Here is a 26,844-nt window from a genome sequence, read left to right on the forward strand (position 1 = left end):
GGAAGGTAGACCCGATGGGAAGGTGGCGTCAAGAGAGGTCTATACCAGGTGGCCCAGTCGTTACCCGGCCAGGCGTTACCCGGTGGTGCTGTGCTGCGGTGTGCGTTCGCGGCGGGGGAGCAGGAGCGGGGTCGCCAGCATCAGGGCGCCGGCCAGGCCGATGGCGATGCGCGGGCCGGTCAGTGCCGCCAGCAGACCCCACAGCGCCGTCATCGCCGCGGTCGTCGTCCTGCCCGTGATCTGCCATGCCGACAGGGTGCGGGTGATCCGGTCCGGCGGGGTCCGGTCGAGGCGGGTGGTGGCGAGCACCGGGGTGTAGACGGCCACGCTGGTGATCAGGCCGAACTCGACGGCCATGACGAGGGCCAGTCCGGACGTCCCCGGGCCGACGAACGCCAGGCCGATCGTCCAGCAGGCGCGCAGGGTCCCGGCGGTGTACAGGACCCGGTGCCTGCCGTGACGGGCCACCAGGCGGGGCGAGAGACGGGAGCCGAGCAGGCCGCCGAGGCAGGGCACGGCGAAGGCGAGGGCGTACTGCCAGGGGGTGAAGCCGAGTTGGCCCAGCATGAGGACGGCGAGCAGCGGGGCCGGGGCCATGATCAGGGCGTTGACCAGGATCGTGTTGAGGAACAGCGGGCGCAGGGCGGGGTCGGTGAGGATGTGCCGCCAGCCTGCGACGAGGTCGGCGGCCCGCAGCGTGCGCGTCGCCCGCGGGCTTGACGGGGCGTCAGGACGGGACTGGTGCCCTTCCTTACTGCTCTGCCGCCCGTCCTGGCCGCTCTGTTGCCCTTCCTTACCGCCTCGGCGCCCGCCCTCCCCGCCGATCGCCCCGATCCCCAGCGCCGACAGCAGATAGCTGACCGCGTCCGCCAGTACCGTCGTCACGGGGCCGAACACGCCGACGGCCACGCCGCCGAGCGGTGGTCCGAGTGCGGTGGCGGTCCACATGGTGGCCTCGAAGCGGCCGTTCGCCACGAGCAGGTCCTCCGGTGGCAGGAGGGACTTCAGATACGCCCCGCTCGCCGCGGTGAACGTGATGTCCGCCGCGGCGACCACCACCGACACCACCAGCAACTGCCCGAGACCCAGCCCGCCCAGCGCGAACGCGGCGGGAATGCTCAGCAGGGCCGCGCACCGCAGCAGGTCCGCCGCGACCATCACCGGCCGCTTCCGGCGGACCTCCACCCACGCCCCGAGCGGCACCGCCACCGCCGCCCCCACCGCGAGCCCCGAGGCCGCGAGCAGCGCCACCTCGGTCGCCCCGGCGTGCAGCACGAGCACCGCGATCAGCGGCAGCGCGTCGAAGGCCAGCCGCGTCCCGAACGTACTGACCGTGTACGCCGCCCACAGCCACCCGAACCCTCGTCCCAAGGACCGCTCGCCCACCATGCTCCGCCCCGCCCCCCAACCTCCCGTTGACCGGAGCCATCCAAACGACAGGCGATTCCTCAGATCAAACAACCAACGGGCGTCCACGGACACAACCACGGGTTGTACGCCTACGATGCCGCCGTGGACCTCGACGCCGTGCGTACTTTCGTCGCCGTAGCGGACGCGGGCCGGTTCCAGGACGCCGCCGCGACCCTGTCGATCACCCAGCAGGCCGTCTCCAAGCGCATCGCCGGGCTGGAGAAGCGCCTCGGGGTCCGGCTGTTCACCCGTGCCGCCCGCGGGGCCCGGCTCACCATCGACGGGCAGGCGTTCCTGCCACACGCGCGTGCCCTCCTGCAGGCCGAGGAACGGGCCGTGGCCTCCGTACGCCCCGGCCGCCGTGCCCTGCGCGTCGACGTGATCGGCCGGCGGCTCGCCCCGGCGGTCCTGCTGCGCGGCTTCCATCGCGCCCACCCCGACACCGAACTCGACGTCGTCACCCTCTTCGACGCCGACGCGGCCGTCGCGGCCCTGCGCGCCGGCACGATCGACGCGTCCTTCCGCGCCGTGACCGTGCCCGAGCGGCAGCTGCCCGAGGGCATCGAGGCGGTCCGGGTGTACGACGAGCCGGTGCAGCTGCTGACCGGGCCGGGGCACGCGTTCGCCGCGGCGCGCTCGGTGACGCCCGCTCGGCTCGCCGGGCACCGGATCTGGATGCCCGGCATCGTCGAAGGCACCGAATGGGCCGCCTACTACGACGCCCTCGCCGCCGAGTTCGGGCTCGCGATCGAGGCGACCGGCCCCGACTTCGGCACCGAGCCGCTCGTCGACACGATCGCCGACTCCGCCGTACTGGCGACCTTCGTCGGCGCGGACACCCGCCTGGTCTGGCCCGCCGACCAGGACCTGCGCCGCATCCCGCTGCGCGACCCGGCCCCGGTCTACCCGCACTCCCTGCTCTGGCGCGGCGACAACCCGCACCCCACCCTCACGTCCCTCCGCACCCACCTCACCGCGACCCGCACCGAGCGCCCGGAGGCGGAGACCTGGACACCGGCCTGGGCGCGGTGATCGGTTCCGGCGGTGCGGTGATCGGTTCCTGTGGTGCGTTGAGCGGTTCCGGAGGTGCGGTGACGGGAACCAGCACGGTCGTGACCGGAACCCGTGGGTTCGTGACCGGCCGTGGCTAGGCTGCGCGGATGACGCGTGACCGTCGCCGTGCACTGCTCGCCCTCGCCTCGCTCGCCGTGATCGTCGCGGGCGTGTCCTTCGTCTTCTGGGCGACACGGCCCGTGCACCACGGCGAGTGCCTGGTCGCCTACTCCCGGGTCTCCACCATCGGCAGCAAGCCGCCGACCGGGCGTGAGCTGGAGGAACTTGCTCAGCGGCTGCACGAGGAGGCCATCGCCGAGGGGCGGTGCGAGCCGCCGTGGCCGCGGTGGCGGGGGTGGGTCGACTAAGAGGCACCGAGGGCGGGCGGAGTGGCCGAGGCCGACCGAGCCACTGCAGTCCCGCCGCGCGGCCGTCCTACTTCGTCACGCTCGGCGGCGTGAGCGGAGTGGCTGCCTGGGCCTGTGGTGACGAGGTGTTGGAGTACGCCGACGGGGCCGAAATGCCCGCCGTCGGATCGGCCGTGACCCCGTCCTCGACGGGGAGCGCGGGGCGGCCGACGATCGGGATGTCGGCGGCGTCGAAGGCGCGCTTGACGCGCCAGCGCAGTTCGCGTTCGACGGTGAGGGACTTGCCGGGCATGGTCTTCGCCGAGACGCGCACGACCATCGAGTCCAGCAGCACACTGTCCAGGCCGAGCACCTCGATCGGGCCCCAGAGGAGCTCGTTCCAGGGCTCCTCCTTGCTCATCGCCTCGCCGACCTCGCCCAGCACGGACTTCACGCGGTCGAGGTCCTCGGAGGGCCGGACGGTGACGTCGACCCCGGCCGTCGACCAGCCCTGCGAGAGGTTGCCGATGCGCTTGACCTCGCCGTTGCGGACGTACCAGATCTCGCCGTTGTCGCCGCGCAGCTTGGTCACGCGCAGGCCGACCTCGATGACCTCGCCGGAGGCGACGCCCGCGTCGATCGAGTCACCGACGCCGTACTGGTCCTCCAGGATCATGAAGACGCCGGAGAGGAAGTCGGTGACCAGGTTGCGGGCGCCGAAACCGATCGCCACGCCCGCGACACCGGCGGAGGCCAGCAGCGGGGCCAGGTTGATGTCGAAGGCGGACAGCACCATCAGCGCTGCCGTGCCCATGATCACGAAGCTGGCCACCGAGCGCAGGACCGAGCCGATCGCCTGCGAGCGCTGACGGCGCCGCTCGACGTTGACCAGCAGGCCGCCGATGGCCGTGCCGTCCACCGCCTGCGCGGTGCGGTTCATCCGCTCTATGAGCTTGGTGATCGCCCGCCGGATCACCACTCTCAGCACGCCCGCGATCACCAGGATCAGCAGGACCTTGAGGCCTATCGCGAGCCAGGTCGACCAGTTCTGCTCGACCCAGCTCGCGGCCTGGGTCGCGCTTTCGTGGGCGTCCTGGATCGAGGGGACCGACGGCGTCTCGCTCTCCGAGGGAGACGGTGACGGAGTGGAACCGACGGCCAGTAGGACGGCGGGCAGGGACACGGCGGGTACCTCCAGTGCAGCGGCCCGCCCCACCGGCAGATGGTCAATGGCGGTCAAGGTCACGAAAAGGTCACCGGCGGGGCAGGCCCACCACACTATCGGGGCATCGTGTGTGGATCGCCGCCATGTTCGAGGGAGGAAACGTGCCCACCCGGGGATGAACTGGTGGGATGAACCGTTCGTCATCCGGGGGATGAATCAGATGTGGTCGAAAACACTCCCAGCCCGTTACCGGGACATGGTGGCGCTTTCACCAGGCAAGAGGGGAGACTGACTACAGATCGTCCCGGCGCGAGCCACGCGCCGCCGACGCCCAAGGAGGCATCCGTGCCGCATGTCCTGGTCCTCAACGCGTCGTACGAGCCTCTCGGCGTCGTACCGCTCCGCCGCGCGCTCGTCCTCGTCCTGGAGAACAAGGCCGTATGCCTTGAAGAGTCCGGCGCCTTCATGCACAGCGCAACCGTCACAGTCCCCGCACCCAGCGTGGTCCGGCTCAAGCGATTCGTCCGGGTTCCCTATCGGGGGCCCGTTCCTCTTACCCGCAGGGCGCTCTTCGCGCGCGACGGGGGCCGGTGCATGTACTGCGGTGGCGTCGCAACCAGCGTCGACCATGTCATTCCGCGCAGCCGCGGGGGCAAACACGTCTGGGACAACGTGGTGGCGTCCTGCCGCCGCTGCAACCACGTGAAGGCCGACCGACACCTCTTCGAGATCGGCTGGCGGCTGCGCCACAAACCCGCTCCACCCACCGGTCTCGCCTGGCGCATCATCGGCACCGGGCATAGGGACCCGCGCTGGTTGCCGTACTTGCAACCGTTCGGCGCGGACGACGCCTTGGCCCGGATCGACGGCATTTCTGCCTGACGACCCGGGCCTTCGCATACCTGGCGTATGCGGCGATCCGGCCCCGAGGGTCCCCTGCGCCCCCGGGGCTGGACGGCTGTGCGGCCGCGCTCACACGTACCGCAGCTCCGCCGGCCGCACCGACCGCCGCAGCAACGGCAGTGAGGTGGCCGCGGCCAGCAGACAGGCGGCGTAGACGGCCACCGGGACCAGCACCGGCAGCAGCGGTACGGACCCGACGGGGTCGTCGATCAGGCCGGCCCAGCCCACATAGATCGCCGTGCCGCCGGCGCCCGCGAGCAGGACCGCCGGTGCGAGCGGCAGTGCGGTCTCCAGAAGCAGCACCCGGCCCAGCACACTCTGCGGCACCCCCGCGGCTGCCTGCGCGGCCAGTCCCCGGCGGCGGGTGGCCAGCGACTCGGCGGTGCCCACGGCCAGGGCCGACAGGGTCAGCAGGAGGGCGACCAGGATCGCGGCGCCGGAAAGGTCGAGGCCCGTGGTGTAGTACGACCTGCTCTCGGCGAGTTGGTCGGTGTTGCTCACCACCTGCAGCAGCACCGCGCGGATACCGGCGAACGCCGTGCCCACGACCGTCACCAGCAGCACCGCCGCATGGGTACGGGCCGCCGCCCACGGGTCGTCACGCAGCCGCTCCGCCGCGATCAGCAGCGCCGGACGCCGGGCGCGGGCCGCGAGCGCGCCGCCCAGCCGCCGGGACGACCAGCCCGCCAGCCACACGGCCGAGGCGCCGATCAGCAGGCACAGGGCGAACAGCAGAAGCGGTCCGGCGGCGAACCCGAGGCGGTCGCCGGAGTACAGGCGCAGCCCGGCGTACGCCGCCTGCGCCACGAACAGCACCGTCACCGCCAGGAACGCCCGCCCCGGCCTCCGCGTCGGCCGTACCCGCCGCACCCAGCCCAGGGGCGAGGCCACCACCCGGCGCAGCGACAGCGCGCTCACGGCCGCGCCCAGCACCGGGACGGTCACGGCGACCAGCGCGATGCCCAGCCACGCCAGGGGCTCCGGGTGCCGCCACACGCTCAGCAGGACGAGGACGGAGGCGACCGTGGCCACGGCCGAGCCGGCCAGACAGGCCAGCCCCGCCTCCAGTGCCGCGATCCGCCGTACCTGAGCGGGCGCGGCCCCCGCGAGCCGCAGCGCGGCAAGGCGCCGGTCGCGGTGCACGGCCCCCACGCGCGCGCACTGCCCGAGAAAGCCGAGCACCGGCACCAGCAGCATCAGCAGGGCCATGATCACGCCCTGCCGGTCGTTCGGCTGGTCGAGCAGTCCGGAGCCGAAGGACACCGAGTACTGCCGCCCCCGCAGCGCCGCGAGCGCGGCGACCGCAAGGCCGATGCCGGTCGCGAGCGCCGCCCCGACCGCGGTGAGCGACACCCGCCACCACTCACGCCGGTCGGAACCCCTGGTGAGCAGCCAGGCCAGCCGGAGGTCGGCCGTCATGCCCGCCTTCATGCCGCCACCCCCAGCGGCGCCACGGCCCCGTCGGCCATCCGCACCTCACGGTCCGCGTACGCCGCCACCTGCGCGTCATGCGTGATCAGCAGGACGGCCGTGCCCGACTCGCGGGCCGTGTGCACCAGGGACGTCATCACCTGCTCGCCCGCCAGCGAGTCCAGCGCCCCCGTCGGCTCGTCGGCGAAGACGACCTTCGGGCCGGTGACCAGGGCCCGGGCCAGTGCCACCCGCTGGGCCTGGCCGCCGCTCAGCTCGCCGGGCCGCAGCGTCTCCTGCCCGCGCACCCCGAACCGCTCCAGCCACTCACCGGCCGCCGACTGCGCCTCCTGACGGCGGGCGCCCGCGAGGAGCAGCGGCAGCGCCACGTTGTCGACGGCCCTCAGCTCGGGGATCAGCTGCCCGAACTGGAACACCACACCGAACTCCGTACGCCGCAGCTCGCTCAGCCGCTTCTCGGACAGCCGGTCGAGCCGCTCCCCGCCGTTTCCGCCGGCCCTGCCGTCCCCGCCGTATGTCACCGAGCCGGTGTCCGGGCGGACGATCCCGGCGAGGCAGTGCAGCAGCGTGGACTTCCCGCTGCCGCTCGCGCCGGTGACCGCGAGGATCTCGCCGGCGCCCAGCTCGACGCAGGCGCCGCGCAGGGCCTGCGTCCTGCCGAGCACCTTGACGAGGTCACGGGCCGCCAGCAGCGGCACCGCGGGTCCCCCCTCGCCGCTCGTACTGCTCCCCCTCGGGCGCTCTTTGTCGCTCATACGGCGTCGACCTCCGCGGTCAGGGTGGTGAGCCGGGCCGCCGTGGTCGTCATCCAGCGGAGGTCGGCGTCGAGATGGTTGAGGGCGTAGTCCGCCGAGAGCACCGTCGCGAGATCGGCGCCCTGCGCGGTCTTGACCGCCGTGAGCTCCCGCATCCGCTCCATGTGGGCGGCACGCTGGGCGCGCAGATAGGCCTCCGGGTCGCCGCCGGACAGGATCGAGACGACGACCTTGGCGAAGATCTCGTTCGTCACGAACGGCGCGGGCGGCGCGATCTCCCCGGCCCACCGGGCCAGTTCGCGCGCTCCGTCCTGCGTCGAGCGGTACATGGTCCGCTCCGGTCCGCCGTCCGAGTCGATGCCCTCGACCTCGGCCTGGCCGTCGCGGACCAGGCGCTGCAAGGTCGTGTAGACCTGCCCGTAGGCCAGCGGACGGGCCTGCGGGAAACGTTCGTCGTGGCGTCGCTTGAGGTCGTAGCCATGGCTCGGCCCCCCGGCGAGCAGCCCCAACAGGATGTGGCGGGTGCTCATGGCGATCATTATGCACTGAGTACATGTACTGAGTGAATAGTGATCACGCGGAAGGACGACAGGAGGGTCGGTCGAGCGGAACGAATGTGACTAGAGGCACGTTGTTCCAGTCTGTACGTCTGCCATCGCGCCCGCTGGGTAGGGCTGCGATAACCGCGATGCCGTACTCGACAAGGAGGCTCCCGTGGCCACTGCATCGGCCCTGTCCAAACCTGAGGCGCCCATCGAGCCAGAGATGCACGCCTGCGTCTTCAGCGCCGAGGGCGCCTGCTTCGAAGCCCCCCTCACCAGCGAACCACCCCTCCCCGACGCCGAGCCCCTCACCAGCGAGCCGCCGCTCGCCGACGCCGCGCCACTGACCAGTGAGGCAGCGGCCTGGGATACGGGTATGGACACCGGTATGGACATGGACCTGGACTACCCGAGGGTGTAGATGACAGCAGAGCGGTCGGCCGAAGCCCCTGCCGAGGATCTGTCCCGGCTCGCCGAGCTGCACGGCGTCGCCACCTCCTACCAGCCGTCCGCCGACCGCACGGTCACGGCCTCCGCCACCGCCCTCACGCTCGCCCTGGCCGCCCTCGACGTCGACACGAGCACACCCGGAGCCGTCCGCGCCGCCCTCACCGGACGGGAGCGGGAACTGCGCGAACGGCTGCTGCCGCCGACGGTGGTGTCCTGGAGCGGCGCCGAACCCGAGGCCCTGACCGCACTGCCCTCCGGCACCCGGCTGCTCGTCGAGACCGAGCAGGGCGAGTCCCGCACCACCGCCGGCCAACTCCCGCCCGGCGTCCACCGCTTGACGGCCACGGCCCCCGACGGCCGTAGCGCGACCAGCCACCTGGTCGTCGCCCCGCCCCGCCTGCCCACGCCCCCCGGACGCTCCTACGGCCTCCTCGTCCAGCTCTACTCCCTGCTCTCCCGCCGCTCCTGGGGCATGGGCGACCTGGGCGACCTCGCCGAACTCGCCGCGTGGGCCGGACGGGCACTCGGCGCCGGATTCGTGCAGGTCAACCCGCTGCACGCGGCCGTACCCGGAGCCCCGACCGACCCCTCCCCGTACCGCCCGTCCTCCCGCCGCTTCCCCGACCCCGTGCACCTGCGGGTCGAGGACGTCCCCGAGTTCGCGTACGCCGAGGACCACGAGCGCGTCCGGGAGCTGTCGGCGCGGGCCGGGCTGCTGCGGGAAGCGGTGCTGACCAAGGGCGCGTTGATCGACCGCGACGCCGTGTGGGAGGCCAAGCGGGAGGCACTGGAGCTGGTGCGCGAGGTGCCCCTCGGGCCCGGGCGACGGGCCGCGTACGTCGACTTCCTCGCGCGCGAGGGGGAGGCGCTGGAGGACCACGCCACCTGGTACGCGCTGGCCGAGGTGCACGGCCCCGACTGGCAGCACTGGCCGGAGGGGCTGCGGGACCCGCGATCACCCGAAACCGCCCGCGCGCGCGGCGAGTTGATGGACCGGGTCGACTTCCACTGCCGCCTCGCCTGGCTCACCGACACCCAGCTCACCGCCGCCCAGCGGGTCGCGCGGGAGGCGGGGATGCCGGTCGGGATCGTGCACGACCTCGCGGTCGGGGTGCACCCCGACGGCGCGGACGCCTGGGCGCAGCAGGCGTACTTCGCGGCCGGGATGTCGGTGGGGGCGCCGCCGGACGCCTTCAACGCGCGCGGGCAGGACTGGGGACTGCCGCCCTGGCGCCCGGACCGGCTGGCCGAGTCGGGCTACGAGCCGTACCGCCGCTTGCTCCAGGCGCTGTTCCGCTACGCAGGCGCCCTGCGCATCGACCACGTCATGGGACTGTTCCGGCTGTGGTGGGTGCCGCAGGGACATGCGCCCACGGAGGGGACGTACGTCCGTTACGACGCCGAGGCCATGCTCGCGATCCTGGTGCTGGAGGCCTCCCGGGCCGGGGCGGTGGTGATCGGGGAGGACCTCGGCACGGTGGAGCCGGGCGTGCGGGAGAAGCTGCGCTCCCGGGGTGTCCTCGGCACCTCGGTGCTGTGGTTCGAACGGGACTGGGACGGCGACGGCCGCCCCCTGCCGCCGCAGTCCTGGCGCGCCGACTGCCTCGCCACCGCCACCACCCACGACCTGCCGCCCACCGCGGCCCGCCTCACCGGCGAACACGTCGAACTCCGCGACGGACTGGGCCTGTTGACCCGCCCCCTGGAACAGGAGCGGGCGGAGGCGGCGGCGGACACGGGGGAGTGGCTGGAGCTGCTCTCCCGCCTCGGCCTGTCGCGGGGTGCGTGGGGCGGGCACTGCGTGTCGGAGGAGGAGGCCGAGATCCAGGCCGTCCACCGCTTCCTGCTGCGCACCCCGGCCCGCATGGTCGGCATCTGGCTCCCCGACGGCGTCGGCGACCGCCGCCCGCAGAACCTGCCGGGCACATGGGACCAGTACCCGAACTGGCGGCTGCCCATCGCCGACGCGGAGGGGCGGGCCGTGACGCTGGAGGAGCTGGCGGCCTCGCCGAGGGTGCGGGCGTTGATGGAGGTGCTGCGGGAGGACGGCCGGCGAGGGGATACCGGGGACATCTCGCGGGAGTGACGGTGCGCGGGGAGGTCCGGCCGGGAGGCCCGGCCGGGCGGGCCGCGTCGCATGCGGGCCGTCGCATACGGCACCCCGGGCGCGCGGCCCCTCATGGCGTTCTGTACTTTTGGGATCGTGGACAAGAAGAACGCCCTGCGCGCCGGCGCCCTGGCTGCCGGTACGACGCTGATGATGCTGCTCATGTCGTCCCCCGCGCTCGCGCTCACGCGTGACGACGGCGACGACCCCGGTCAGGGCCTGAGCGTCATCGAGACGCTGGGCCTCTACGTCCTGGCCCCCGTTGCCCTGTTCGTGGTCATCACGGGCCTGGTGATGGTCCTCGACAAGTCCAAGTCCGAGCACCGTGTGGTGAAGCCGGGCAAGGCCAAGGCCTGACCCACCGCGGGCTCCCGCCGAGCCCGCCGCACACCGAAGCCGAGGGCGCCGCCCTCGCCGTACGTACGCGTAGTCGCGGTACGTGGGCGAGGCCGGCGCCCTCGGTGTGTTCTCCGGCAGGCGATGTTCCCCGGCGCCCCGGCCCGCGCGGCTCTCACGCCGGGTACGGCGCCGTCAGATACCGCTGCACCGTCGGCGCCAGCCACGCCACGACCTCCTCGGCGGCCAGCTCGACGGCGGGCGGGAACCGCAGCACATAGCGCGTGAGCGCCAGCCCGAGCAGCTGCGCCGACACCAGCGCGGCCCGCGCCGGGGCCTGCTCGGGGTCGGGGCACACCCGGCGGGCGACCGGCAGCAACTGGTCCCCGAAGATGCCCCGCATGCGCTCGGCCCCGGCCTGGTTGGTCGCACCGACCCTGAGCAGGGCCGTGAGCACCTCGTTCTTCTCCCACATGGCCAGGAAGTGCGTCACCAGCGCCCGGCCTGCGTCCTCCTTGGTCAACGACGCCGGGTCCGGCAGCCGCAGATCGATGGCGACGGCCGCCGCGAACAGGCCCTCCTTGTTGCCGTAGTAGCGCATCACCATCGACGGATCGATGTTCGCGTCCTTGGCGATGGCGCGGATGGTGGCCCGCTCGTACCCGTCGGTGGCGAAGCGCTCGCGGGCGGCGTCGAGGATCGCCGTGCGGGTGGCGTCGGAACGGCGGGGTGGGGTGGGGGCCGGGGCGGGGGTGGTGGCCTTGCGCTGCGTCATGTCAACGATCGTAGGCCAACGAATGTGGGCCAACAAGTGTGGGTCAACGCTTGTATGCCAACAAGTGTTGACACGTCTGCCCCGCCGTCCTAACGTTGCCAACAAGCGTTGGTCAACGAGCGTTGGCAAACGAATGTTGGCACCCAGGAGGCCACCATGCCCGGCACCCCCACCCCCACCCCCACCCACCCCGTGATCGTCGTCGGCTCCGGCCCCAGCGGCCTCCTCCTCGCCGGTGACCTGGCCGCCGCCGGCGTCCCCGTCACCCTCGTCGAGAAGCGCCCCCACGAGATCAGCAACCTCTCCCGTGCCTTCGGCGTACACGCCCGCACCCTGGAGCAGCTCGACGCCCGCGGTCTCGCCGACGAGCTGCTGGCCACCGGCGACACCATCACCGAGCTGCGTCTCTTCCGGCGCCTCTCCCTCGACCTGGGCACGCTGCCGTCCCGCTTCCCGTTCCTGCTGATCACCCCGCAGTACGAGGTCGAGCGGCTGCTGGAGCGGCGGGCGCGGGAGCTGGGTGTGGAGTTCCGCTTCGAGGGCGAGGTCGTTGCACTGCGGCAGGACGACAGCGGGGTCGACCTCGATGTGCGGGGCCCGGACGGGACGGTCGTCACCCGGCGTGCGGCCTACGTCGTCGGCGCGGACGGTCACCGCAGCGCCGTACGCCAGGCGCTCGGCCTGCCCTTCCCCGGCGTATCGGTCATCAAGTCCCTGTTCCTCGCCGACGTCCGGCTCGCCGAGGAGCCCGAGGGTGTGCTCACCGTCAACGGTGCGGACGACGCCTTCGCGATGATCGCGTCGTTCGGCGACGGCTGGTACCGCGTCATGGGCTGGAACCGCCGCCACGAGGTCCCCGACGACGCCCCGATCGACCTCGACGAGATCAGGCAGGTCACCCGTCGCGCCCTGGGCACCGACTACGGCATGCATGACGCGCGCTGGCTCTCCCGCTTCCACAGCGACGAGCGGCAGGTCCCCGAGTACCGGGTGGGCCGGGTCTTCCTCGCCGGGGATGCCGCGCACGTGCACTCGCCGGCCGGCGGCCAGGGCATGAACACCGGCCTCCAGGACGCGGCCAACCTCGGCTGGAAGCTCGCCTCGGCCGTCCAGGGGCGGGCGCCCGAGGGGCTCCTGGACACCTACCAGACCGAGCGCCACCCCGTCGGCAAGGCCGTGCTGCGCAGCAGTGGCGGGCTGGTCCGGCTGGCGCGGGCGCAGAGCCCGGCGTTGCGTGCCGTACGCGCCCTGGTCTCCACCTTCGTCGGCGTGGCCAGGCCCGCCCAGCGTGCGGCTCTGGCCCAGGTCTCCGGCATCGGCTTCAAGTACCCCGCGCCCCGCGGCGCCCACCGTCTGACCGGCACCCGCGTCCCCGACGTCGCCCTGGAGAGCGGCCGCCTCTACGAGGCACTGCGCGGCGGACGGTTCGTGCTGATCACACCGAGGGATTCCGGGCCGCACGAGTCCGGGCCGCACGAGTCCGAGCCGTACGAGAACGAGCCGTACGGGAACGAGGGCCCCCGCAAGGAGCGGGTGACCGTGGAGCGCTGGGCGAGCGACCGGCGTACGACCGTGCTGGTCCGCCCCGACGGGTATGTGGCCTGGGCGGCTCAGGCCCCGGACGCGGCGGCGGTCGAGGCGGCGCTCGCCGCCCACCTGGGTGGGTGAACTACCGGGATTCGGGCGCCCCCGCGAGCAACTCCCGTAGCAGGTCGGCCAGTTGGTCGGCCTGTTCGGCGTCGAGGGCGGACAGGGCCTCGGTCTGGACGGCGAGGCCGGCGACGACCGCCTGGTCGATGAGGTTCAGGCCCTTCTCGGTGAGCGTGACCTGGAGGCCGCGGCGGTCGTGCGGGTCGGGGGAGCGGCGCAGCAGGTCGGCGCGTTCCAGTTTGTCGAGGCGGCCGGTCATGCCGCCGGTGGTGAGCATCAGCGTCGCCGAGAGCTGGCGCGGCGAGAGGGTGTAGGGCTCGCCGGAGCGGCGCAGGGTTGCCAGGACGTCGAACTCGCCGCGCGAGATGCCGTAGGGGGTGTACGCCTTCTCCATGCGGTCGCCCACCGTGCGCGAGAGGCGGTAGATCCGCCCGAAGACCTCCATCGCCTTGGTGTCGAGGTCGGGCCGCACGGCCGTCCACTGCTCGATGATCGCGTCGACGGGGTCCTTGCGGTGGGGGCGTTCGCTCATGGGCCCGAGTATCGGCGGTGATCCGCTCGCCCGCAAGAAAGTGGCTTGACGGAAAGTAGCTTACGGCTAAGCTACTTCCTGTTGACCTACTTCTGAAGGGTGTGTCGCCCCATGGCCGCCAATCGTGCCGCCCTGATCCTCCTCACCGCCCTCGCCCCCGTCTCCTGGGGCACGACCTACGCGGTCACCACCGAGTTCCTGCCGCCCGACCGCCCCCTGTTCACCGGCCTGATACGGGCCCTGCCCGCCGGTCTGCTGCTGCTCGCCGTCACCCGCGTCCTCCCGCGCGGCGCCTGGTGGGCGAAGTCGGCGGTGCTGGGTGCGCTGAACATCGGGGCCTTCTTCCCGCTTCTCTTCCTCTCGGCGTACCGGCTGCCCGGGGGCATGGCGGCCGTCGTCGGCTCGGTGGGCCCGCTGCTGGTCGTGGCGCTCTCGGCGTTGCTGCTGGGGCAGCGGCCGACGGTACGGAACGTGCTCACCGGGGTCGTGGCGGCGTTCGGTGTCAGTCTGGTCGTACTGAAGGCGGCCGGTGCGCTCGATCTCGTCGGCGTGCTGGCGGCCCTGGCGGCCACGGCCTCCATGTCGGCCGGCACCGTCCTGACCAAGCGCTGGGGGCGCCCGGACGGCGTCGGTCCGCTCGCCCTCACCGGCTGGCAGCTGACGGCCGGCGGCCTGCTCATCGCCCCGCTCGCCCTCCTGGTCGAGGGCGCGCCGCCCGCGCTGGACGGCCGGGCGGCCGTCGGTTACCTCTATCTGGCGCTGGCGAACACGGCGGTCGCGTACTGGCTCTGGTTCCGCGGCATCGGCCGCCTCACCGCCACCCAGGTCACCTTCCTCGGCCCGCTGTCGCCCCTGACCGCCGCGGTGGTCGGCTGGGCGGCGCTGGGGCAGACACTGACCCCGCTCCAGCTCACGGGCATGGCGCTGGCGTTCGGGGCGACGGTCGTGGGGCAGGTGGGGGCGGGGCGGGGTTCCGTACGGTCGTCCGGGGCTCGATTGTTCAGTTCTGCTGAAGAGAATCATCGGAAAGTTTCGATGGACGTGACAGGTCGCGCGCTGCGACGGTAGATCGAGTCCGATCACCGATCACCGACCAGCGAAAGGATCTCCGTGACCGTCGTCCTCCCCAGGACAGCCACCCCGACCTCCCTCCCCCGAGCGACCGCTCTCGGTCTCGCGCTCGCCGCACTCGCCACCATCGTCTGGTCCGGCAGCTTCGTCACCTCCCGCGCCCTGCACGACAGCGTGCCGCCGGTGCAGCACGCGTTCTGGAGGTGGGTGGTGGCGCTGGTGGCGGTGGCGCCGTTCGGCGCACGGCAGGCTTGGCGGCAGAGGCAGTTGATCCGCCGTCACCCGGGCTTCGTACTCCTCGCCTCACTCCTCGGCGTCACCACCTACAACACCCTCGTCAACCAGGCCGGGCTGACCACGTCCGCCGCCAACATGGCCATGATCATGGCCGCTTCGCCGGTGCTGATGGCCGTGTTCGAGCGGGCCTCGGGGGTACGGCTGGGTGCGCGCCGGGTGGCCGGGCTGCTGGTGGCCTGCGCGGGCGTCGTGCTGCTGATCGGGAGTGGTGCGGGCGGGGCCCGTTTCGCGGCGGGGGACCTGTGGATGGTGGCGGCGGCGTGCTGCTTCGGGGCGTACAGCGGTCTGCTGCGTCGCAAGCCGGCCGAACTGGGCGGTACGGCCTTCCTGTTCACGACGTTCCTGCTGGGTACGGCCCTGCTGCTGCCGGCGCAGGGGGTGAGCGTGGCCGTGCAGGGCGGCTTCGCCCCGACGCCCGGGACGGTCCTGCCGATCCTCTACGTCGGGATCGCCTCGTCCGCCGTCGCCTTCTTCGCCTGGAACAGGGCGATCGCGCTGGTCGGCCCGAGCCGCGCCGGGGTCGTCTACTACCTCCAGCCGGTGTGTGTGGCCCTGCTGTCCTGGGCCGTCCTCGGTGAGGCGACCGGCTGGACGCAGGCGGTGTGCATGGCGCTGATCCTCGGCGGGGTCGTGCTGGGTGCGGCGTCGCGTCGGTGACGTAGGTTGCCGCCATGGTCGAGTGGGACATCCGGAAGCTGCAGATCCTGCGGACGCTGCGGGAACGGGGGACCGTCACCGCGACCGCCGAGGCGCTGCGGATGACGCCGTCGGCCGTGTCGCAGCAGCTGACCAACCTCGCCAAGCAGGTCGGGGTGCCACTGCTGGAGGCGCAGGGACGGCGGGTACGGCTGACGGACGCGGCCCGGCTGGTGCTGCGGCATGCCGAGGCCGTGTTCGAGCAACTGGAGCGGGCCGACGCCGAGTTGGCGGCCTACGTGCACGGAGAGGTCGGGGAGGTGCGGGTGGCGGCCTTCTCCACGGCGGTGCCCGCGCTGGTGGTGCCGGCCGTGCGGGCGTTGCGGGAGACGGCGCCCGGGGTGGCCGTACGGGTGCGGGAGGCGGAGGCCGGGGAGGCGTACGAGGTGCTGGCCGCCGGGGAGGTCGACCTCGCCCTGTCGCTGGCGGCGCAGGCACCGACGGTGGGCGACGCGCGCTTCACCCGGGTCGAACTGCTCGCGGACCCCCTGGACGTCGCCCTCCCGAAGGGGCACGAGCTGGCTCACGCAGACGAGCTGCGGCTGGCCGATCTCGCCGGGGAGGACTGGATCTTCGGTGGCAGCGGGCCGTGGTCGGACATCACCCGGGGCGCCTGCGAGGCGGCCGGCTTCAGTCCTCGGCAGGGGCATTCCGCGGCCGGTTGGACCGCGATTCTGGCGATGGTGGAGGCGGGGATGGGGGTGGCGCTGGTGCCGCGGATGGCCGCCGTGGGCAGGAGCGGCGTCGCGATGCGGGAGGTGGGGGAGCCGCGGCCGGTCCGCCATGTGGTGGCGGCCGTGCGCAAGGGTGGGGAGGATTCCCCTGCGGTGGGAAGGGTGCTCGACGCTCTCCGGAATGTGGCGGCCACGTAAGAGGGAGGAACGTATGGAGCCATCCGAACTCCGCCGCGCAGTCGAGGCAGGACGGGCGACCGCTTCGGAGCTGGGACTTCAGGTCGACGATGTGGTGGTCATCCACAACTCGGACCGTGTCGCGTTACGTCTGGTCCCTTGCGATGTGCTGGCTCGGGTCGCACCTTCAGCGCATCTGGCCGACTCCGCGTTCGAAATCGAGGTTGCCCGCCGCCTCGTCGGCGTCGACGCTCCGGTGGCCGAGCTCGCGCCTCGGGTCGGCTCCCGCGTCCATTCGCGCGATGCCTTCGCCATCTCGCTCTGGACCTACTACGAACCCGTGGAATCGGAGATCGCGCCGGCCGACTACGCGGACGCGCTCCAGCGGCACCATGCCGCCCTGCGCCGGATCGATCTGGACGCACCGCATTTCACCGATCGAATCGCCGGGGCGCTCAGAGTCGTGACCGACCGGGAGCAGTCCCCCGAACTGCCCGATTCCGACCGGGAACTCCTCAGCGACACACTCGGTGGCCCGAGCGCCGCAATCGGCATCGAGAACGCCGGCGACCAGTTGCTGCACGGCGAACCGCATCCGGGCAACCTCCTCAACACGCGAGAGGGGCCGCTCTTCGTGGACCTCGCCACATGCTGCCGAGGGCCGATCGAGTTCGACCTCGCCCATGCGCCCGAAGAAGTGGCAGAGCACTATGCGGGGGCCGACCACGGCCTGGTTCACCGGTGCCGTGCGCTGAACTGGGCGATGTTCTCGGCCTGGCGCTGGCGCCGGGACGACCAAATGCCTGACCGGGACAACCGGAGAGCGGAGGGCCTCAACCAGGTCCGTGCGGCACTCGATCGCTGCGGGCTGGGCTGAACTCGGATGGAGGGTCACTCAGGCGTGAACTCGTACTGGAGCTCGTAGAGATGACCGGCCTTGACCATGACGGTGACTTCGATGGGACGCTGGTCGTCGCTGTACACGACGCGCAGCGTACGGAGGACCGGCAGGTCGCTGGGCAGGTTCAAGGCCTGGTACTGCTCCTGGGTGGGGACTCTGGCGGAGACTCGGTCCACGCTGACGCGCGGAGGATGTCCGAGTTCGGCGAGGAGGGCCGGAGTGCCGCCCCTGATCTTCCGCTTGTCCGTGATCGCGGTGCCTCGGGCAAGGGCCAAGGGGTAGTAGGACTTGACCAGCTCGACGGGTTCCCCGTCCATGGAGAGAATCTGGTGCCGCAGCAGAGCCGTCTCGCTCTCGGCGAGATCGAGGGCGGATGAGACGTCGGCCGGGGGACTGACCTCTGCCACATTCAGCAGAGTGCTGTGCGCCTGGATTCCGTTCTTCGCGGCCTCGGTCAACCAGCGGTAGGGCTGTCCCGAGCTTGCCGGAGCCATGAACGAGGCGGGGCGCATGGTCCGCTGCCGGTGCTCGCGCACGGTGACCGCCGCTCCGGCGCGGCCGATGACGAGCCGCTCGTCCTTGAGGACCTGGAGCGCCTTCTGAATGGTGGCGTTGGAGGCGTCGAATCTTGCCTTGAGCTGGGCGGTAGAGGGCAGCTTGGCGCCGGGCGCCAGGTCGCCGGTCATGATCTCGTCCCGGAGGTCGGCGGCGATCCGCTCGTGGAGCGATCGAGGGTCCGAGGGGGTGCTGTCGGTGATGGACACGGTCATCCGATCTTGATCTCGTAACGCAGCCGCTGCCGATGAGCCGGCATGACCATCATGTCGACCTGTATGGCCTTGTCGTCGCTGTCCAGAGTGACCCTGCTCAGCCGGAGGACCGGTTCGTCCGCACTCAGGTGAAGAGCCTCGCGCTCCTCGTGGCTGGGCATACGCGCGGTGACGTCCTCCCGTACTCGTACGCCGACGTGCCCGAGTTCGGCGAGGAGGGTCACGGCACCACCGGGGATCTTTCCCTTCTGGGCGAGACGAGTGCCGCGGGCGATGCTGGGCGGATAGTACGTGTCCGTCAACTCGCAAGGTTCGTCGTCCAGTTGGATGACGCGTCGGCGCACGACAACCGGCTCTCCCGCGTGCAGTCCGAGGAGGACGGCGACTTCGTCCGGAGCGGGCACCTCCCCGGCGAAGGCGATGCGCTGGCTGCCCTTGCCCCCGCGGCCGGCGGCTTCGGCTCCCCACGCGTCGGGCTGGCCCTTCTCTCGTGGTGTCAGGTACGGCATCGAGGTGCTGACCCACGCGCTGTCGCTCACGGTGTCCTCCGGCGGGGCGGGATTCCAACCTTGCTGCTTTACACGTTAAGCGACTCGCACAGTTGCCCGCTTCCGCCTCTCAAAGGCAAGCTTTCTGCTTTTCGCGAATAGTGATACGGTCGTGGCGATCGTACACCCCCACGAACAGGCGGTGAATCACCGTGTCCTTGTCACGGCAACGACGTTTTTCCTCGCGCCCGCAGCTCCGTGAGCGCCGCACGCGCCTTCGCCCTCCAAACGCTGACGGAGTGGGGCTGCACCGATCGGCATGACGATGTGCGGCTCTGCGTCTCGGAGCTCGCGACGAACGCCCTGCTGCACGGTGTTCCGCCTGGGCGTGAGTTCTGTCTGACGGTTGTCACCGACGGCTCGCTGGTCCGCGTCGAGGTCCGGGACAGCGGGGGTGGGCGTCCGGAGGTGGCAGAGGGGCGAGTCGAGGACTGTGGGGGGCGGGGACTTCGTCTCGTGACCGCCTTTGCCGATGACTTCGGAGTCACCGCACACAAGCCTGGAAAGACAGTTTGGTCGGTGTTCAAGACTGCCGCCGCCGCGAGGATCGAGGAGCCCTGTGATGGAAGCATCTGAACGCGCCCGGCTCGACGCCTACTTCGGTCGGATCGCCTCTCGTTTCGCTCCGTCGGCCGAGCCTCCGGTCGCACTCCTGATCACACACCTGTTACCCGAGCGACCCGCCTTCGTGCGAGGCGTGGCGGCGGTTACGGACCTGCGAGCGGTGCTGCCCAAGCCCAAGTCCGTGCATGCCGAGGCACTGCGCGAGATCGAGGGCAGCGGGTACGTGTGCGACAAGCTGTCGCGTGAGTTGTTCGCCGATCCTGATCGGGCGGTGGGATATGTCGAGGCGCGCGCGGCAGGCTGCCCCGTCGTACTGCTCGATGTGGGCGGCTACTTTGCTCCGTCGCTCGAAACACTGTGCGACCGTTTTTCGGGACGGATCCTCGGCCTGGTCGAGGACACCGAGAACGGCCACCGCCGCTATGCAGGTCTCGACAAGCTCCCATGTCCGGTCGTCTCGGTGGCACGCTCGCCCCTCAAGGAGCCCGAAGACTTCCTCGTCGGGCAGTCGGTGGTGTTCTCCACCGAGGCACTCATGCGCAGCCGGGGAGACATCCTGCACGGCCGCACGGCGCTGGTGATCGGCTTCGGCAAACTGGGGTCGAGCATCGCCCGCCTGCTGCACGCCAAAGGGGTGCGTGTCACGGTGTACGACACCGACCCGGTACGCCGCACACAGGCGCTCTCCCAGGGCTTCGCGGTGGCGCGTGCACTCGTGGAGGGCCTTGAGGGCGCGGGACTCGTCCTGTGCGCCACGGGTGCGCTCTCGCTGCGCGGTGAGGACTTCGCACGGTTACGCAACGGCGCATACGTCGCCACCGTGACGAGCAGCGAGGACGAGCTCGAACTCGCCGGTCTGCCCGAGGTGTACGAGCGTGCCCACGTCGGCCGACACATCACCCGGTATCTGACGACCGGGCACTACTTCTACCTCCTGAACGGAGGAAACGCCGTCAACTTCCTGCATGGCGCCAGCGTGGGGCCGTTCATCTTCCTCGTGCAGGCCGAGATACTCGCCGCTTCCGCTGTACTCGCCCGCGGCGGACTCGGTCCCGGCCTCCACGAGATCGGCCCGGCGGACCGCGCTGCCATCGCCGCGACCTGGCTCGACTACTTCAACCGGTGAGGAAACACCCCATGACCATCACGGCCGACCACATCCGCGAGACCCTCGACGACTACCTCGACGTCCATCCGCACGACAAAGGGCAACTCGTCGATCTTCTTGAGCTCCTCGACGCTTCCGCCGACCTCACCAGCCGTAAGGAGTTCCGCGGGCACGTCACGGCAGGGGCGATCCTCGCCGACCCCGCCGGCCGCGTCCTTCACCTCAGGCATGTGGCACTGAACCGCTGGCTCCTGCCCGGCGGACACGTTGAGGCGGACGACATCAGCCTCCTCGCCGCCGCACAGCGGGAATTGTCCGAGGAGACCGGCATCCCGGCCGCCATCGTCACCCCGGCCGGGCACCGTCCCGTCCACATCGACGCTCACCCCATCCCGGCCAACCCCGCCAAGGGCGAGCCGGATCACCAGCACTTCGACTTCCGGTTCCTCTTCGGCACCTCGGCCGACGTGGTCGAACTGCAAACCGAGGAAGTCTCCGCCGCAGCTTGGCGCCACGCTGACACGATCGAGAACGAAACGCTACGCAGCCGAGTACTTGAGGCGCTGCGCTGACGTGAGTCCTATGCGAGAGGGGCACCCGGCGCAGAAGCACCGGGCGCCCCCATCGGCGTACGTATTACGACAGTTACTACTCCGCAGCCGCGTCCGCAGCCTGAGCCCTCAGTGCGCGTTCCACGCCCGCCCGGGACTCCGAGATCAGGCGTCGCAGGGCCGCGCTCGGGTCCGCCGACGACAGCCAGGCGTCCGTCTTGCGCAGGGTCTCCTCCGAGACCTGGAGCGTGGGGTAGAGGCCGACCGCGATCTGCTGGGCGATCTCGTGGGAGCGGGAGTCCCAGATGTCCTTGACGACCTCGAAGAACTTGTCCGTGTAGGGGGACAGCAGTTCACGCTGGTCGGTCTGGACGAAGCCGCCGATCACGGCCTCCTGGACGGCGTTCGGGAGCTTGTCGGAGTCGATGACCGACGCCCAGGCCTCGGCCTTGGCCTCGGGGGTCGGGCGGGCGGCGCGGGCCGTGGCGGCGTGGCGTTCGCCGGCCGCCGTCCTGTCCCGCTCGTACTCGCCCGCGATCTCCGTCTCGTCGAAGCGGCCCACCGCCGCCAGCCGCTGCACGAACGCCCAGCGCAGCTCCGTGTCGACGGCCAGGCCGTCCAGGGAGTGGGAGCCGTCCAGCAGGCCCTCCAGCAGGTCCAGCTGCTCCGGCGTACGAGCCGTCGCGGCGAACGCCCGTGCCCAGGCCAGCTGGTGGTCGCTGCCCGCATCGGCCGCGCGCAGATGGGCCAGCGTGGCGTCCGTCCAGCGGGTCAGCAGGGCCTCGCGGGTGGTCGGGGCGGCGTACAGCTCGATCGCCAGCTTCACCTGCCGCTGCAGCGACTGCACGACGCCGATGTCGGACTCCTTGCCGATGCCCGACAGCACCAGGGACAGGTAGTCGCGGGTGGCGAGCTCGGCGTCACGCGTCATGTCCCAGGACGACGCCCAGCACAGGGCCCGCGGGAGGGACGCCTCGAAGTCGCCGAGGTGCTCGGTGACGAAGGCGAGGGACTGCTCGTCCAGACGGACCTTTGCGTACGACAGGTCGTCGTCGTTGAGGAGGACGACGTCCGGGCGGCGCTTGCCCGACAGCTGCGGCACGGCGGTCAGTTCGCCGTCCACGTCCAGCTCGACGCGCTCGTCGCGCAGCAGCTTGCCGGACTCCTCGTCCAGGTTGTACAGGCCCACCGCGATGCGGTGCGGACGGAGCGTCGGCTCGCCCTTCGCGCCCGCGGGCAGCGCCGGGGCCTCCTGGCGGATCCCGAACGAGGTGATCACGCCGCTGGCGTCCGTCTCGATCTCGGGGCGCAGGATGTTGATGCCCGCCGTCTCCAGCCACAGCTTCGACCAGGTCTTCAGATCGCGGCCGGAGGTCTCCTCCAGGGCGCCCAGCAGGTCGGACAGGCGCGTGTTGCCGTACGCGTGCCGCTTGAAGTACGCCTGCACGCCCCGGAAGAACTCGTCCATGCCGACATACGCCACGAGCTGCTTGAGCACGGAGGCGCCCTTGGCGTACGTGATGCCGTCGAAGTTGACCAGCACGTCGTCCAGGTCGCGGATCTCCGCCATGATCGGGTGCGTCGACGGCAGCTGGTCCTGGCGGTACGCCCACGTCTTCATCTGGTTGGCGAACGTGGTCCACGCCTGCGGCCAGCGCGACTCGGGGGCGTGCGCCTGGCAGGCGATGGAGGTGTACGTGGCGAACGACTCGTTCAGCCACAGGTCGTTCCACCACTCCATGGTGACCAGGTCGCCGAACCACATGTGGGCCAGCTCGTGCAGGATGGTCTCCGCGCGCGTCTCGTACGCCGCGCCCGTCACCTTGGACCGGAAGACGTACTGGTCGCGGATGGTCACCGCGCCCGCGTTCTCCATCGCGCCCGCGTTGAACTCCGGCACGAACAGCTGGTCGTACTTCTTGAACGGGTACGCGTAGTCGAACTTCTCCTGGAACCAGTCGAAGCCCTGCCGGGTCACCTCGAAGATGGCGTCCGAGTCGAGGTACTCGGCGAGCGAGGGGCGGCAGTAGATGCCGAGCGGGACCGACTGGCCGTCCTTCTCGTACACGCTGTGCACGGAGTGGTACGGGCCGACGATGAGCGCCGTGATGTACGTCGAGATGCGCGGCGTCGGCTCGAAGGACCAGACGTTGTCCTTGGGCTCCGGGGTGGGCGAGTTGGAGATGACCGTCCAGCCCTCCGGCGCCTTCACGGTGAACTGGAAGGTGGCCTTCAGGTCGGGCTGCTCGAAGGACGCGAACACGCGACGCGCGTCCGGGACCTCGAACTGGGTGTACAGGTACGCCTGCTGGTCGACGGGGTCGACGAAACGGTGCAGGCCCTCACCCGTGTTGGTGTACGCGCAGTCGGCGACGACGCGCAGGACGTTCGGGCCCTGGAGCAGGCCGGGCAGTGCGATCCGGGAGTCCTCGAAGACCTGCTCCGGGTCGAGCGCGTCGCCGTTCAGCGTCACCTCGTGCACGGTCGGGGCCACCAGGTCGATGAACGACTCCGCGCCGGTCGCGGTGACGTCGAAGCGCACCGTGGTGACAGACCGGTAGGTACCGCCCTCCTGCGCGCCGGAGAGGTCGAGATCGATCTCGTAGGACTCGACGGTGAGCAGCTGCGCCCGCTGCTGAGCCTCGTCGCGAGTCAGGTTTGTGCCAGGCACGCGGTCATCTCCTCGATATGTGTAGGTTCGGCGGTTCGGTCATCCTTCCACGTGACCTGACGGAGCGCGATGTCCGTTTACCGCCGGTGGACGGGGGTGGGGGCGGGCGAGGCTGGGGGCATGACCACCTACCTCGCACGCGCCATCGATCCGACGGCCCTGAAGGAGCTGCGCTTCGTCGACGACGCCGGGCGCCGCACGGTTCCCGTGACCGACGACGAGGGCGGGGCACCCCTGCGCTGCTGCCTGCGGCGGAGTGCACCGGGGGAGCGGATCGCCCTCGTTTCGTACGCTCCCCTGCGCCGCTGGGCGGCGGAGACGGGGGCCGCTCCCGGGGCCTACGACGAGCAGGGTCCCGTCTTCGTCCACGCGGACGAGTGCGCCGGGCCGGACGGGACCGCGCTGCCCTTCGCCAACGCCCACCGCACGGTGCGGCGCTACTCGGCCGAGGGGCACATCCTGGGCGGGCGGCTCGTGCCGGAGCACCCGGAACAGGGGGAGTTCGAGGCGGCGTTCCGGGAGGCGTTCGCCGATCCGGCGGTGGCGCTCGTCCACGTTCGGGCCGTCGAGTACGGCTGCTTCCTCTACGAGGTCCGCCGGTCCTGAGGTGCGCCGGCCTTGAGGTGCGCAGGTCCTGAGGCCGGCCGTGGCGAGGGTCAGCCGCCCACGGCGATGCGCCACGGCCCGTCGGCCTCCACCCGCAGCAGACCCGGGCCCTGCACCGGCGCCAGCAGGTCCAGCCGGCCGACCTCGTTGACCAGGAGGTCCTCTTCGTCCTGCGGCCAGGTGGGGTCGGCCGACTTGGAGTGGTGCCAGACGGCGAAGTTGCTCTCGCCCTGGTGCACGAAGGACAGCACGCCCGCCGGGCCCTCGTAGACCAGCAGGTCGGGGCCCCGGCCGTGCAGGGTGTGGTCGAGGCGCCGGGCGTGGCCGAGCGGCAGCACACGCAGCGTCCACGGGGTGTCGGCGCGCACCAGCAGGCTCAGCGGGCGGTCCTTGGGGACGAGGGCGACCGTCCGGCCGTGCACCTCGTCCTCGTAGGCGGACAGCAGACTCTGGTCGCTGCGGCCGTACTCGTCGCAGGTGTCGATGTTCACCGAGATGCTGTTCCGGCACTCGATCTCGACGACCACCCGGCACCCGGCCGGCAGCGAGGGTGGACAGGTCACCCGCTGCTTGCCCTGCCCCTGCTGGACGAAGGCCGGGAAGCCGGCCCCGAGGTCGTCCAGGCTTCCGGCGGCCGGGGGCGGGGAGGGCACGGAGCCGAAGTGGTCGGGCGCGGCGAAGCCGGCAACGGGCGGGCGCGTGGCCGGGGGTGGGGCCGAGGGCGGGACGGCTGGGGGCGGGAAGGATGCGGGGGGCGGGAAGGCGGGCGGCGTGCTCGGGGGTTGGGGGACGGGTGGGGCGCCTGGGGCTTGGAAGCCGGGTGGTGCGGCCGGGGGAGGGAAGCCGGGTGGTGCGGCCGGGGGTTGGGGTGCCGGTGGCACGCCCGGTGCCTTGAAGACCGGGCCATCGGACTGGGGCGGCACGCCCGGGACCTGCGGCGGAAAGGGGGCGGCAGCCGGAGGGGGCGGGGGCGCGGTCGGTGCGGGCATCGGCGCGGCCGTCGGCATATGGATGCCCGCCGTGCCCGCAGCGCCTGCCGTGCCCGCCGAATCCGCAGCGCCCTCCGCGTCCGCCACCGTGATGCCGAAGTCCGTCGCCAGTCCCGCCAGGCCCGAGTCGTAGCCCTGGCCCACCGCGCGGAACTTCCAGCCGCCGTTCCTGCGGTAGAACTCGCCGAAGACGAACGCGGTCTCCGTGAGCGCGTCGTCGATCGTGAAGCACGCGATGATCTGCCCGGTCGGCACTCCGACCCGAACGTCCAGCATCGGTACGTCGCCGAACGCTCCCCCGTCGGCGGACGCGGCCACCACGACCCGGTCCACCGCGGCCTCGACGGCGGCCAGATCCAGCCACAGCCAGTCGGCCGTCGCCCCGGCGGTGCCCTCGCCCTTGCCCAGGTGGCGCACGCTGCCCGACGGATGCTCGCTCTGGTTGTAGAAGACGAGGTCCGCGTCGCCGCGCACCCGGCCCGACGGGTCGAGCAGCAGGGCCGAGACGTCCACGTCGGGGACGCCGGGGGCCCGGATCCACGTCACCGCGACGTTCAGGGTGTCCGAGGGGACGGGCAGGTTCGCGCCCTTGGCCATCTGCGTCATGGCGCGATCTTCACACAAACCGCACGTATGTGTGGCCGGTTTCGTCAGTCCGGACGCGGGAGGGGCGGGGCACCTGCCGGGCGCCCCGCCCCTCTCACCGCGACGCGACGTCAGCCCTTCAGCTCGGCCGCCACCAGCTCCGCGATCTGCACGGCGTTCAGCGCGGCGCCCTTGCGGAGGTTGTCGTTGGAGATGAACAGGGCGAGGCCGTGCTCGACCGTCTCGTCCTGGCGGATGCGGCCGACGTAGGACGGGTCCTGACCGGCCGCCTGCAGCGGGGTCGGGACGTCGGTGAGGGCCACGCCGGGGGCGCCGGCCAGCACCTCCTTGGCGCGCTCCACGCTGATCGGGCGGGCGAAGCGGGCGTTGACCTGGAGGGAGTGGCCGGAGAAGACCGGGACGCGGACGCAGGTGCCGGAGACCTTCAGGCCGGGGACCTCCAGGATCTTGCGGGACTCGTGGCGGAGCTTCTGCTCCTCGTCGGTCTCGTTGAGACCGTCGTCCACGATGGAGCCGGCCAGCGGCAGGACGTTGTACGCGATCGGCGCGACGTACTTGTTCGGCTCGGGGAACTCCGCCGCCGAACCGTCGTGGGTCAGCTTGGGCGCGTCCTCGCCGACCTTCTTGACCTGCTCGAACAGCTCGTCCACGCCCGCGAGACCCGAGCCCGAGACGGCCTGGTAGGTGGCGACGACCAGCGCTTCGAGGCCGGCCTCGGCGTGCAGCGGCTTCAGCACCGGCATCGCGGCCATCGTCGTGCAGTTCGGGTTGGCGATGATGCCCTTGGGGCGGTCGGCGATGGCGTGCGGGTTCACCTCGGAGACCACCAGCGGGACCTCGGGGTCACGGCGCCAGGCGGAGGAGTTGTCGATCACGACCGGGCCCTGCGCGGCGACCTTCGGGGCCAGCGTCTTCGAGGTCGCGCCGCCCGCCGAGAACAGCACGATGTCCAGACCGGAGTAGTCGGCGGTGGCCGCGTCCTCCACCGTCACGCCGTCCAGGACCGTCCCCGCCGAGCGGGCCGAGGCGAACAGACGCAGCTCGGTGACCGGGAAGTCCCGCTCCACGAGGATCCTGCGCATGACCGTACCGACCTGACCGGTGGCTCCGACGATTCCGACCCTCACGGCGACTCCCTCTAGGCGTTCCTGCATGTCTG

The 26,844-nt window shown here is 71.6% G+C and carries 27 protein-coding genes; 15 read left to right on the forward strand and 12 right to left on the reverse strand.

The features are described from left to right. Positions 1-75: 75 nt before the first annotated feature. A complete protein-coding gene (locus ACFWYS_RS30170) occupies positions 76-1,389 on the reverse strand; it encodes an MFS transporter (RefSeq protein ID WP_384775668.1) in 1,314 nt (437 codons plus the stop codon). Positions 1,390-1,512: 123 nt separating this feature from the next. Here ACFWYS_RS30170 and ACFWYS_RS30175 point away from each other — a divergent pair, with 123 nt between their 5' ends. Both ACFWYS_RS30175 and ACFWYS_RS30180 read left to right on the forward strand, forming a co-directional pair. Continuing rightward, on the forward strand, positions 1,513-2,442 hold the full coding sequence (locus tag ACFWYS_RS30175) for a LysR family transcriptional regulator (protein WP_384775670.1): 930 nt from the start codon (positions 1,513-1,515) through the stop codon (positions 2,440-2,442). A gap of 128 nt (positions 2,443-2,570) precedes the next feature. Further along, positions 2,571-2,831, forward strand: a complete 261-nt coding sequence (locus tag ACFWYS_RS30180) for a hypothetical protein (protein WP_384775672.1) — start codon at positions 2,571-2,573, stop codon at positions 2,829-2,831. Between the two features lie 67 nt (positions 2,832-2,898). Here ACFWYS_RS30180 and ACFWYS_RS30185 read toward each other — a convergent pair whose 3' ends face one another. Beyond that, entirely contained in the window at positions 2,899-3,993 is a 1,095-nt protein-coding gene (locus ACFWYS_RS30185) for a mechanosensitive ion channel family protein (RefSeq protein ID WP_384775814.1), read from the reverse strand. Positions 3,994-4,320: 327 nt separating this feature from the next. Here ACFWYS_RS30185 and ACFWYS_RS30190 point away from each other — a divergent pair, with 327 nt between their 5' ends. Beyond that, positions 4,321-4,857 carry an HNH endonuclease gene (locus tag ACFWYS_RS30190; protein ID WP_109498769.1) on the forward strand — a complete coding sequence of 179 codons (537 nt, stop codon included), beginning with the start codon at positions 4,321-4,323 and terminating at the stop codon, positions 4,855-4,857. Positions 4,858-4,947: 90 nt separating this feature from the next. Here the strand turns inward: ACFWYS_RS30190 and ACFWYS_RS30195 are convergent, their stop codons facing one another. From ACFWYS_RS30195 to ACFWYS_RS30205, 3 genes are read right to left on the reverse strand one after another with little or no spacing between them, the layout of a single operon-like run. Then, the gene (locus tag ACFWYS_RS30195) at positions 4,948-6,297 is read right to left on the reverse strand and encodes an FtsX-like permease family protein (RefSeq protein ID WP_384775675.1); all 1,350 of its coding nucleotides are present in this window, start codon (positions 6,295-6,297) and stop codon (positions 4,948-4,950) included. A gap of 8 nt (positions 6,298-6,305) precedes the next feature. Next, entirely contained in the window at positions 6,306-7,064 is a 759-nt protein-coding gene (locus ACFWYS_RS30200) for an ABC transporter ATP-binding protein (protein ID WP_384775677.1), read from the reverse strand. Next, complete coding sequence (locus ACFWYS_RS30205; RefSeq protein ID WP_384775679.1) at positions 7,061-7,594, reverse strand: PadR family transcriptional regulator; 534 nt, start codon at positions 7,592-7,594, stop codon at positions 7,061-7,063. Before ACFWYS_RS30205 ends, ACFWYS_RS30200 begins: the two co-directional genes overlap by 4 nt. A 235-nt stretch (positions 7,595-7,829) precedes the next feature. Here ACFWYS_RS30205 and ACFWYS_RS30210 point away from each other — a divergent pair, with 235 nt between their 5' ends. The 3 genes from ACFWYS_RS30210 to ACFWYS_RS30220 all read left to right on the forward strand — a co-directional run bounded on the left by ACFWYS_RS30210 (position 7,830) and on the right by ACFWYS_RS30220 (position 10,520). After that, positions 7,830-8,027, forward strand: a complete 198-nt coding sequence (locus ACFWYS_RS30210; RefSeq protein WP_384775816.1) for a hypothetical protein — start codon at positions 7,830-7,832, stop codon at positions 8,025-8,027. Continuing rightward, complete coding sequence (gene malQ, locus ACFWYS_RS30215) at positions 8,028-10,142, forward strand: 4-alpha-glucanotransferase (protein ID WP_384775681.1); 2,115 nt, start codon at positions 8,028-8,030, stop codon at positions 10,140-10,142. A gap of 117 nt (positions 10,143-10,259) precedes the next feature. Further along, positions 10,260-10,520: a hypothetical protein gene (locus ACFWYS_RS30220; RefSeq protein ID WP_384775683.1), complete on the forward strand. Its 261-nt coding sequence runs from the start codon at positions 10,260-10,262 to the stop codon at positions 10,518-10,520. A 154-nt stretch (positions 10,521-10,674) separates the two neighbouring features. On the opposite strand, the gene ACFWYS_RS30225 is transcribed toward ACFWYS_RS30220, so the two are convergent. Beyond that, entirely contained in the window at positions 10,675-11,274 is a 600-nt protein-coding gene (locus ACFWYS_RS30225; protein WP_384775684.1) for a TetR family transcriptional regulator, read from the reverse strand. Positions 11,275-11,430: 156 nt separating this feature from the next. On the opposite strand from ACFWYS_RS30225, the gene ACFWYS_RS30230 reads away from it, so the two are divergent. Continuing rightward, entirely contained in the window at positions 11,431-12,942 is a 1,512-nt protein-coding gene (locus tag ACFWYS_RS30230) for an FAD-dependent monooxygenase (protein ID WP_384775686.1), read from the forward strand. Position 12,943: 1 nt separating this feature from the next. Here the strand turns inward: ACFWYS_RS30230 and ACFWYS_RS30235 are convergent, their stop codons facing one another. Beyond that, a complete protein-coding gene (locus tag ACFWYS_RS30235) occupies positions 12,944-13,456 on the reverse strand; it encodes a MarR family winged helix-turn-helix transcriptional regulator (protein WP_384775688.1) in 513 nt (170 codons plus the stop codon). A 111-nt stretch (positions 13,457-13,567) separates the two neighbouring features. On the opposite strand from ACFWYS_RS30235, the gene ACFWYS_RS30240 reads away from it, so the two are divergent. The 4 genes from ACFWYS_RS30240 to ACFWYS_RS30255 are packed head-to-tail and all read left to right on the forward strand — an operon-like array spanning position 13,568 to position 17,248. Continuing rightward, positions 13,568-14,524: an EamA family transporter gene (locus ACFWYS_RS30240; protein WP_384775690.1), complete on the forward strand. Its 957-nt coding sequence runs from the start codon at positions 13,568-13,570 to the stop codon at positions 14,522-14,524. Positions 14,525-14,566: 42 nt separating this feature from the next. Beyond that, a complete protein-coding gene (locus tag ACFWYS_RS30245; protein WP_384775692.1) occupies positions 14,567-15,481 on the forward strand; it encodes a DMT family transporter in 915 nt (304 codons plus the stop codon). Between the two features lie 14 nt (positions 15,482-15,495). Beyond that, positions 15,496-16,392: a LysR family transcriptional regulator gene (locus tag ACFWYS_RS30250; RefSeq protein WP_384775694.1), complete on the forward strand. Its 897-nt coding sequence runs from the start codon at positions 15,496-15,498 to the stop codon at positions 16,390-16,392. Between the two features lie 13 nt (positions 16,393-16,405). Next, the gene (locus tag ACFWYS_RS30255) at positions 16,406-17,248 is read left to right on the forward strand and encodes a phosphotransferase family protein (RefSeq protein ID WP_384775696.1); all 843 of its coding nucleotides are present in this window, start codon (positions 16,406-16,408) and stop codon (positions 17,246-17,248) included. A gap of 14 nt (positions 17,249-17,262) precedes the next feature. Here ACFWYS_RS30255 and ACFWYS_RS30260 read toward each other — a convergent pair whose 3' ends face one another. Continuing rightward, positions 17,263-18,042: a GntR family transcriptional regulator gene (locus tag ACFWYS_RS30260; RefSeq protein ID WP_384775697.1), complete on the reverse strand. Its 780-nt coding sequence runs from the start codon at positions 18,040-18,042 to the stop codon at positions 17,263-17,265. Continuing rightward, a complete protein-coding gene (locus tag ACFWYS_RS30265) occupies positions 18,039-18,581 on the reverse strand; it encodes a GntR family transcriptional regulator (protein ID WP_384775699.1) in 543 nt (180 codons plus the stop codon). Before ACFWYS_RS30265 ends, ACFWYS_RS30260 begins: the two co-directional genes overlap by 4 nt. A gap of 207 nt (positions 18,582-18,788) precedes the next feature. Here ACFWYS_RS30265 and ACFWYS_RS30270 point away from each other — a divergent pair, with 207 nt between their 5' ends. Genes ACFWYS_RS30270 through ACFWYS_RS30280 form a run of 3 tightly spaced genes read left to right on the forward strand, consistent with a single transcriptional unit; the run spans position 18,789 to position 20,834 of the window. Beyond that, positions 18,789-19,166, forward strand: a complete 378-nt coding sequence (locus ACFWYS_RS30270; RefSeq protein WP_384775701.1) for an ATP-binding protein — start codon at positions 18,789-18,791, stop codon at positions 19,164-19,166. Next, entirely contained in the window at positions 19,153-20,280 is a 1,128-nt protein-coding gene (locus ACFWYS_RS30275) for an adenosylhomocysteinase (protein WP_384775703.1), read from the forward strand. Before ACFWYS_RS30270 ends, ACFWYS_RS30275 begins: the two co-directional genes overlap by 14 nt. A gap of 11 nt (positions 20,281-20,291) precedes the next feature. Beyond that, a complete protein-coding gene (locus ACFWYS_RS30280) occupies positions 20,292-20,834 on the forward strand; it encodes an NUDIX hydrolase (protein WP_384775705.1) in 543 nt (180 codons plus the stop codon). Positions 20,835-20,910: 76 nt separating this feature from the next. Here ACFWYS_RS30280 and pepN read toward each other — a convergent pair whose 3' ends face one another. Beyond that, positions 20,911-23,484, reverse strand: coding sequence for an aminopeptidase N (pepN, locus tag ACFWYS_RS30285; protein WP_384775707.1), 2,574 nt, complete (start codon positions 23,482-23,484; stop codon positions 20,911-20,913). Positions 23,485-23,604: 120 nt separating this feature from the next. Here pepN and ACFWYS_RS30290 point away from each other — a divergent pair, with 120 nt between their 5' ends. Beyond that, complete coding sequence (locus ACFWYS_RS30290; RefSeq protein ID WP_384775708.1) at positions 23,605-24,090, forward strand: DUF1203 domain-containing protein; 486 nt, start codon at positions 23,605-23,607, stop codon at positions 24,088-24,090. Between the two features lie 50 nt (positions 24,091-24,140). Here ACFWYS_RS30290 and ACFWYS_RS30295 read toward each other — a convergent pair whose 3' ends face one another. Beyond that, complete coding sequence (locus tag ACFWYS_RS30295) at positions 24,141-25,685, reverse strand: TerD family protein (RefSeq protein ID WP_384775710.1); 1,545 nt, start codon at positions 25,683-25,685, stop codon at positions 24,141-24,143. A 110-nt stretch (positions 25,686-25,795) separates the two neighbouring features. After that, on the reverse strand, positions 25,796-26,812 hold the full coding sequence (locus tag ACFWYS_RS30300) for an aspartate-semialdehyde dehydrogenase (RefSeq protein ID WP_384775712.1): 1,017 nt from the start codon (positions 26,810-26,812) through the stop codon (positions 25,796-25,798). Positions 26,813-26,844: the final 32 nt, after the last annotated feature.

Origin of the sequence: Streptomyces sp. NPDC059010 (genome assembly GCF_042740355.1) — a bacterium.
Classification (GTDB): Bacteria; Actinomycetota; Actinomycetes; order Streptomycetales; family Streptomycetaceae; genus Streptomyces.